Source organism: Streptomyces sp. NPDC059524 (assembly GCF_042749255.1).
Classification (GTDB): domain Bacteria; phylum Actinomycetota; class Actinomycetes; order Streptomycetales; family Streptomycetaceae; genus Streptomyces; species Streptomyces xanthii.
In genome coordinates this window covers 1-7,231 of record NZ_JBHYTK010000016.1, presented here as the reverse complement: position 1 = coordinate 7,231, position 7,231 = coordinate 1, and the positions used below count along the sequence as shown (strand labels likewise).

Annotated in this window: 4 protein-coding genes and 1 pseudogene; all 5 read right to left on the bottom strand. The window is 74.6% G+C overall.

Going from position 1 to position 7,231, the window contains the following annotated elements; translation table 11 throughout:
• Positions 1-136: 136 nt before the first annotated feature.
• Positions 137-1,039, bottom strand: coding sequence for a phosphoribosylaminoimidazolesuccinocarboxamide synthase (locus ACFW9D_RS07170; RefSeq protein WP_384618857.1), 903 nt, complete (start codon positions 1,037-1,039; stop codon positions 137-139).
• Between the two features lie 91 nt (positions 1,040-1,130).
• A complete protein-coding gene (locus ACFW9D_RS07165) occupies positions 1,131-2,609 on the bottom strand; it encodes a N,N-dimethylformamidase beta subunit family domain-containing protein (RefSeq protein WP_188337833.1) in 1,479 nt (492 codons plus the stop codon).
• A 343-nt stretch (positions 2,610-2,952) separates the two neighbouring features.
• Positions 2,953-4,782: a hypothetical protein gene (locus ACFW9D_RS07160; RefSeq protein WP_384618853.1), complete on the bottom strand. Its 1,830-nt coding sequence runs from the start codon at positions 4,780-4,782 to the stop codon at positions 2,953-2,955.
• A gap of 342 nt (positions 4,783-5,124) precedes the next feature.
• A complete protein-coding gene (gene purD, locus ACFW9D_RS07155; RefSeq protein ID WP_384618851.1) occupies positions 5,125-6,384 on the bottom strand; it encodes a phosphoribosylamine--glycine ligase in 1,260 nt (419 codons plus the stop codon).
• Between the two features lie 133 nt (positions 6,385-6,517).
• Positions 6,518-7,231 (bottom strand): annotated as a pseudogene (locus tag ACFW9D_RS07150) (DNA polymerase III subunit gamma and tau); the annotation flags it as partial.

Genomic DNA, 7,231 nt, shown 5'->3' with positions numbered 1-7,231 from the left:
TGGCGGGGTACAACCGCTGCAATGTTCTCAATTTGGTTCCCCCCAACCTTCCCCATGTTTGCGCCCGCGTTTACCACCCTGGTGTTTCCCACCACACAAACGCCCCCGTACAGCCCCGGGGGCCTTTCGCCGTTCGCTACAGGTTCCAGCTCGTGCCGGTCAGCAGCTCGTACGCCTCGATGTACTTGGCGCGCGTCGCGGCGACGACCTCGTCGGGCAGCGCCGGCGGCGGCTCCTCGCTCTTGCGGTCCCAGCCGGAGGACCCGGTCAGCCAGTCCCGCACGAACTGCTTGTCGTACGAGGGCTGCGCGCGGCCCGGCTGCCACTGGTCGGCCGGCCAGAAGCGCGAGGAGTCCGGGGTCAGCACCTCGTCGGCGAGGATCAGCGTGCCGTCCTTGTCGAAGCCGAACTCGAACTTCGTGTCCGCGAGGATGATGCCGCGCTCGCGCGCGATGTCACGGGCCCGGCCGTACACGGCGAGCGTCGCCTGGCGCAGCGCCGCGGCGGTGTCCGCGCCCACCTGGCGGGCCACCTCCTCGTACGGCACGTTCTCGTCGTGCTCGCCGACCTCGGCCTTCGTGGCGGGCGTGAAGATCGGCGCGGGGAGCTCCGAGCCGTCCTCCAGGCCCTCGGGGAGGGCGAGGCCGCAGACCGTGCGGGACGCGTTGTACTCGACCAGGCCGGAGCCGGTGAGGTAGCCGCGCGCGACGGCCTCCACGGGGACCATGTCGAGGCTCTGGCAGATCAGCGTGCGGCCCGCCCAGTCGGCGGGGGCGCCGGCGGGGAGCTCCTGCGAGATGACGTGGTTCGGGATCAGGTCCTTGAGCTGGTCGAACCACCACAGCGACAGCTGGGTGAGGACCTTGCCCTTGTCGGGGATCGGGGACGGCAGCACCCAGTCGTAGGCCGACATGCGGTCGGTGGCGACCATCACCAGGTCGCCCGCCTCGTTCCGGTACAGGTCCCGCACCTTGCCGGTGTGGAGATGCACCAGGCCAGGGACCTGCTCTGGCTCGGGCTTTTCGACGAATCCGGACACGGTTCCTCCCCGTGGTTCTGTACGAGTGGTTCCGATTCTCCCGTACGGGGGGACCGGATCCGGCCACGGGTGGGGTGCCGGACGTCTCGGCTCAGTCTCGTTTGCAGATGCGGTCGAGGAGGTTGGCCGTCGCGCGCTGGACGCGGGGGTCGACATGGCCCGGCCGGTCCAGGGCCGGGGACCAGGCGAAGGTGCCGGACGCGAAGACCAGCGCGCCCGACGGCGCCCGGTACAACGATGTCTCCTGGTGGCGGCGGGCCCGCTCGCCGTCCCGGTACGGGGAGTGGGCGAGCAGGATGCGGTCCTGGTGCTCGGGCAGCGCCGTGCGCGGGTAGTAGCGGTCGGCCTCGCCCGCGACCAGGTTCTCGATCTCGTCGCCCTCGTGCGCGCCGGTCGCCTCCCACAGCCAGTGGTCCGCGTTCCGCACCACCAGGGGGTGGGGCTCGGGGACCCGGCCCGCGTACTGGATGCCGAGGAGCTGCTGCTCGGGCCGGTCGATCTCGCGCCACAGGGCCGGCTTTCCGGGGCCCCGGCGCTTGCGGCAGGTCAGCAGGCGGTCGGGGACCCCGGACGCGGAGGGGCTCAGCTCGACCTGCCAGTACATCGTGTTCGCCGAGAGGAAGACGAGGGAGGTGCCGTGCTCGCGGGCCTGCTCGGTGGTCCGCCGCATGTTCGCCGACCAGTACTCGTCGTGGCCGGGGAAGACCAGGCCCCGGTAGCGGGTCGGATCGACGCGGCCCGCGTGCAGGTCCCGGGTGTCGGCGTAGGCGAGGTCGTAGCCGTAGCGCTCCGCCCAGCGGATGAAGTCGTAGGCGTGGCCGACGTGCAGCGGCAGGCCCGCGCCCGCGTACGGGCGGTCGAAGGAGACCGTCGTCGCGGCCTCGCTCTCGCCGAGCAGCCGGCCCTCCTCGTCCCACGCGTGGTAGAGGCTGGCGCCCGTGCGGCCGTCCTCCGGGTAGAGGTTGTACGCCTGCCAGGTGATGTCGGGCAGGAGCAGCAGCAGGTCGGCGGGCTCGCTGTCGCGGACGGTGAAGGGGATGTGCGAGCGGTAGCCGTCGAGGGTGGTGAGGACGGCGACGTACGCCCCCACGTTCCAGAACGACGGGATCTGCAGCCGCCAGGACAGCCACCAGTGGTGGCAGGAGACCGTGCGGTCGGCGGTCAGCGGCGCGGGCTGGACGATGCCGGAGAGCCGGGGGCTCGTGGTGATCTTGGACGCGCCGTCGCCGCCGTAGTGGCCGATCCGGTACACGTCCACGGTGAACTGCTGGGGCGGGTCGACCGTGATGTGGAAGTCGATCGCCTCGCCGGGCGCGGCCGCTCCCGTGGAGGTGAAGCCCTTGATCTGGCGGTGCACGTCGTCGGCCGTACGGGGGCCGCTGGTGCGCGGGGCCGGGATCGGGGCGCCGCTAGCCGCGAGGTGCGTCACGCCCGGGTTCGTGGCGCCGGGCTGCGGGGCGTGGTCCACGTACCAGGGGACGACCTGGCCCGTGTCGTCGAAGTAGTGCTCGCTGCCGCGCAGCCAGGGCAGCGGGCCCTGGCCGAACGGGTCGGACACCGCGTGCGCCATCGCGCCGGATTCCCAGCGGGGTGTGCGGGGCCTCGGCGGTACCGGGTCCGCAGTCGCCCGCTCCCGCTCGTGCCCTGTGCCCGCGCTGTCCCGCCCCATGGCTGCGCCCCTCCCTCGCTCCCCCGAGATCGGCCCGGTGCGGAATCGCTCCGCTACCGGTCCCAGCACATCACATTACGCACGCAGTCCGTCACCGTTCGTCGCTAATTGGCTGGAGGGAGCGGGAGTGGAACGTTGCCCTCCGGGGGGTGTGGGGGTGGTGTAGGGGGAGCGTGGGGGTGCCGGTTGTTTGCCGGGTGCGGGTTGGTGGGGGCTGGGCGCGCAGTTCCCCGCGCACCAGGGGTCAGACCAGACGGACTGGCTTTTCCGGGCGGATGCCCAGGGTGGTCAGCCAGGCTCTGAGGGGGGCGGGGTCGCCGTCCTCGACCAGGCTCAGGACGCGCGGGACGAGATCGGCGGCGCGCTCGCCGTCGACCAGCAGCGACGGCCCGTCGAGCCAGTCCAGGCCCGGGGCGGCGCCCGCCGTGTCTACGGCGGCGCAGCAGACCATCGCGACCACGTGGTCGGCGAGGAGGTCGCGGCCGGTGCGCGGGGGCTGCAGCGGGAACAGGGGCAGGGCGCCCTCGTCCCACAGCGCCTCGGCCGGGCCCTGCCCCGCGGTGGGCGCGGGGGGCGCCGGGCGGGCCTGCTCCTCGCGGGCCAGTTCGGCGCTGATCCCGGCGGCCAGGGCGTCGGCCTCGGGGCGGGGCAGGGTCGTCTCGTCGTCCTCGAGGTCGAAGCCGGGGGCGAGCTCGTCGGCGGGGCCGGGGGCGGGGTCGGGGTCGGGCGCGGCGTCCGGTGCGGGGATCGTCTCCGGGGCGGCCGCGAGGTGGTCGAGGACGCGGGCCAGGGTCGGGCCGTGGGCCGCGGGACCGGAGGGGCCGGGGCGGTGCACGCCCAGGGCGTCCAGGACCCGGTGCAGCCGGGCCGCGTCCGCGCGCCACTTGCGGTCCACGACCTCGTCCGGGTACTCCTGCCAGTCGACCGGCGCCCAGTCCGGGCCGGGCTCGGCGGGGCCGCCGTGGAACAGCCGGGCGGCGAGCAGGGAGGCCGCCTCGTCGACGACTCCGGGCTCCTCAAGGAGGTCACAGGCGGGTCGCTCGCCGAGCCGCGAGGCGAACGCGCCGTTCTGCGCGGCGAGACGGTCGCGGCGGGACAGCTCGGTCAGGGCGGCGACCACGCCCGCGTCGAGCCGGGACGGCCAGCGGCCCATCCGCCAGGCCGGCAGCGCGACCCGGGTCAGCAGCCGGTCCCAGCCCGCGTAGGCGAGGCCGACCTGCTCCTGCGCGACGATCCGCAGGCCGTAGTCCACCGTCTGGGCCCGCTCGGCGGCGGCGGCGGCGACACCGCGCTCCATCTCGCCCGCGTGGACCCGGCAGCCGCTCAGCATCAGCCGGGCGACCCGGCCGACTCCGGCGAGAACGGTGCGGGTCAGGGGCCCGCGGCCGGGAGCGGCGGCGACCGCGACGGCCGCGTCCAGACCGCGGACGAAGCGCCGGGCCGCGGCTATGTCGGGGTGGGCCGAGGGGCCCGTACCGGCGACGACCGGGGCGAGGACGGCGCGCAGCTCTCCCACGCGCATCCACCACAGGAAGGGGGAGCCGATGACGAGGACGGGGGCCACGGGGGTGTCCGGGGACTTCCCGCCCGACGCGTCGAGGCCGTCGGCGGCACGAGAACCGCCGGGCCCGGATATGCGGCGGCGGGCGCCCGGCGGGCCGTGCGCGGGGTGCGTCCGGTCCTCCAGCCAGCTGTCGCAGTCCGGGGTGAGGGCTATCGCCGAGGGGGCCGGGACGTCCAGGCGGTCGGCCAGGTCCCGCACCAGGCGGTACAGATCGGGGGCCGTCTCCTCGGCGACCGGGACCGTCGGGCTGACGGCGGGGCGGGCCCGCGCCACGACCAGGGCGATACCCGCCGCGGCGAGCAGCACGACCACGGCGCACGCGGTGACGATCCCGCGCGCGACGTCCCAGCCGGCGCCCGTCAGATGGCCCGTGGTGCCGCCCGCGAGCAGGATCACCGCGGCGGCCGCGGGCAGCAGCGCCAGTGCCGTCGCCCTGCTGCGCACGCGCAGCACCGCGAGCGCCCGGGCCCGCGCACTCCGCGCACCCGCCTCCGCACCCGTACCGGACACGACCGATGTCACCCCCTGCTGCCTGTGCCTGTCGTCCGGCCGAGGACTCGCGCCCGCGGCAGGACCCTGGTGGCGTTGCTCACTCCCCCACTGTGGCACCCGCCACTGACATCGCAATGCCGGTGGTCCGTATGGTTCTGTCCGGTCTCGCGGATGCCCGAACTCCGTGCGCCGCACCATAGTTGGGCGTCGCGGCAGCGTCAGCCGGATGGGTCAGCGGTCACTCGATGGAATGGCTTTGGGCAAAGGTGGCTGACACGAACGGGCCGGGCGGGAGAAGGTGACACCCTTCTCCCACCCGGCCCGTGGTCCGTCCGCTCCGCCTCGGTGCGGCGGCGGTCGTCAGCTCTCGTCGGCGGCCTTCGCGGCGATGTCCGTACGGTGCTGGGAGCCGTCGAGGCCGATGCGGGCCAGGGCGGTGTACGCGCGCTCGCGGGCCTGCGTGAGGTCCGTGCCGGTCGCGGTGACGGACAGGACGCGGCCGCCCGCGCTGACCACCTGCCCGCTCTTCTCGTCCCGCTTCGTGCCGGCGTGCAGCACGTACGCGTTCGGGGCGTCCTGCGCGGCCACCTCTTCGAGCCCGGTGATCGGGTCGCCGGTGCGCGGGGTCGCCGGGTAGTTGTGCGAGGCGATGACGACGGTCACGGCCGCGTCGTCGCTCCAGCGCAGCGGCTCCAGGTCGGCCAGCGTGCCGGTCGCGGAGGCCAGCAGGACGCCGGCCAGCGGGGTCCGGAGGCGGGCCAGGACGACCTGGGTCTCGGGGTCGCCGAAGCGGGCGTTGAACTCGATGACGCGGACGCCTCGGCCGGTGATCGCCAGACCCGCGTACAGCAGGCCGGAGAACGGCGTGCCGCGCTTCTTCATCTCGTCGACGGTCGGCTGCAGGACCGTGTCCAGGACCTCCTGGACCAGCTTCGGGTCGGCCCACGGCAGCGGCGAGTAGGCGCCCATGCCACCGGTGTTGGGGCCCTCGTCGCCGTCGAGCGCGCGCTTGAAGTCCTGCGCGGGCTGGAGCGGGACGACGGTCTCGCCGTCGGTGATCGCGAAGAGCGAGACCTCGGGGCCGTCGAGGAACTCCTCGATGACGACGCGCTCGCAGGCGTTCGCATGGGCGCGGGCGGCCTCGATGTCCTCGGTGACGACGACACCCTTGCCGGCGGCGAGACCGTCGTCCTTCACGACGTACGGAGCGCCGAACGCGTCCAGCGCCTCGTCGATCTCCGCGGGCGTCGTGCACACGTAGGAACGGGCGGTCGGCACGCCGGCGCCGGCCATGACGTCCTTGGCGAACGCCTTGGAGCCCTCCAGCTGGGCGGCCGCGCCGGACGGGCCGAAGACGGGGATGCCGAGCGCGCGCACGGCGTCGGCGACACCCGCGACCAGCGGGGCCTCCGGGCCGACGACGACGAGGTCGGCCTCCAGCTCGCGGGCGAGGGCGGCGACCGCCGCGCCGTCGAGGGCGTCGACCGCGTGCAGCTCGGCGACCTCGGCGATGCCTGCGTTGCCGGGCGCGCAGTGCAGGGCGGTGACGGCGGGGTCGAGGGACAGGGAGCGGCACAGGGCGTGTTCGCGGGCGCCGTTACCGATGACGAGGAGCTTCACGGGGGCCAGCCTAGTCTGCGGCTCTTGTGCGGGCTGCCTATGGGTGGGCCTGGACCGTTTTGTGTGTTCGTACAGGAGGGGCGGGGGATACGGGTGGGGCGGAGACGGGCGGGGCGGAGCCGCGGACTGCGAACTACTCGTTCGTGAACTCTTCGAGGACCGTGGCGCCGAGCTCTCTGACGATCAGGTCGTGGCCGGACAGGGCGTTCTCGTCCAGGTCCGGGTCGTCGGCCTCCGGGGTGTCGTCCTCCGGGGAGACCGACTGCCGGGCCGGCGGCTGCGGGGCCGCGGGCTGTGCGGGGGCGGGGGCCGGAGCCGGGGACTGGGCCGGAGCCGACTGCGGGGCCTGTTGGGCCGGGGCGGGGGCCGCCGGGGCCGGGGGCGGGGTGTAGCCGCCACCGCCTCCGCCGTAACCGCCGCCTCCTCCGTAGCCGCCGCCCGGCGCGGGAGGCGCGGGGGCGCCGCCGGACGCGTCGACGACGGCGTCGATCTTCCAGTTCACATGGAACTGCTCAGAGAGCGCCGCCTTGAGGACGTCCTCGCTGCCGCTGCTCGCGAAGTTGTCCCGCGCGCCCGCGTTCACGAACCCGAGCTGGAGCGTGGTGCCGTCGAAGCCCGTCACCTGGGCGTTCTGGCTGAGCAGGATCCAGGTGAAGCGGCGCTTGTTCTTCACCGCCTCCAGGATGTTCGGCCAGAGGGTGCGGGGGTCGGGGCCGCCGACGGGGGCGGCCTGAGGCACGGGTGCCGGCGCCGGCGCCGGGGCGGACTGCTGCGGGGCCGGGGCGGGGGCCGCCTGGGGGGCGGCGGGCGCGGGGCCCGAGCCGGCCGCGGCCGCCGTGGGCCAGCC

Bases quoted from the DNA above. Each gene is read 5' to 3' on its own strand.
- ACFW9D_RS07165 (WP_188337833.1), bottom strand. From the start codon at position 2,609: ATGGCGCACGCGGTGTCCGACCCGTTCGGCCAGGGCCCGCTGCCCTGG.